Source organism: Mesorhizobium sp. M1E.F.Ca.ET.063.01.1.1, assembly GCF_003998155.1.
In the GTDB taxonomy this organism is placed as follows: Bacteria; Pseudomonadota; Alphaproteobacteria; order Rhizobiales; family Rhizobiaceae; genus Mesorhizobium.
Genome location: NZ_RZSC01001812.1, coordinates 1 through 379, shown reverse-complemented (window position 1 = coordinate 379; position 379 = coordinate 1). Strand labels below are relative to the sequence as shown.

1 protein-coding gene is annotated in these 379 nt (G+C 71.5%); it reads left to right on the top strand.

Translation table 11 applies throughout. The features are described from left to right. Positions 1-16 precede the first annotated feature (16 nt). Positions 17-379, top strand: a 363-nt coding sequence (locus tag EOA29_RS40985; RefSeq protein WP_245468910.1) for an FGGY family carbohydrate kinase, incomplete at its 3' end; no start/stop codon positions are given.

Sequence of the window (379 nt, the reverse complement as noted above, 5' to 3'; positions counted from 1 at the left end):
GGATGGAGCTTGCCTGATGCGGGATGTGCTGATCGGCATCGACGCCGGCACGTCTGTCATCAAGTCCGTCGCCTTCGACAGGGCGGGCCGGCAGATCGCGGCCACCGCGCTGGCGAATCGCTACGAAACGCTGCCGGGCGGTGGCGCCGAGCAGGACCTGGCGCGCACCTGGGCCGATACGGCGACCACCTTGCGCCAGTTGGCCGACAAGGTGCCGGACCTCGCCAGCCGGGTGATCGCCAGCGCGGTGACCGGGCAGGGCGACGGCACCTGGCTGATCGACAAGGCCGGCGAACCGGTGGCCAAGGGCTGGCTGTGGCTCGATGCGCGCGCCGCCAGGATCGTCGAGGAGATCCGGGCACGGCCGGAGGACCGGCTG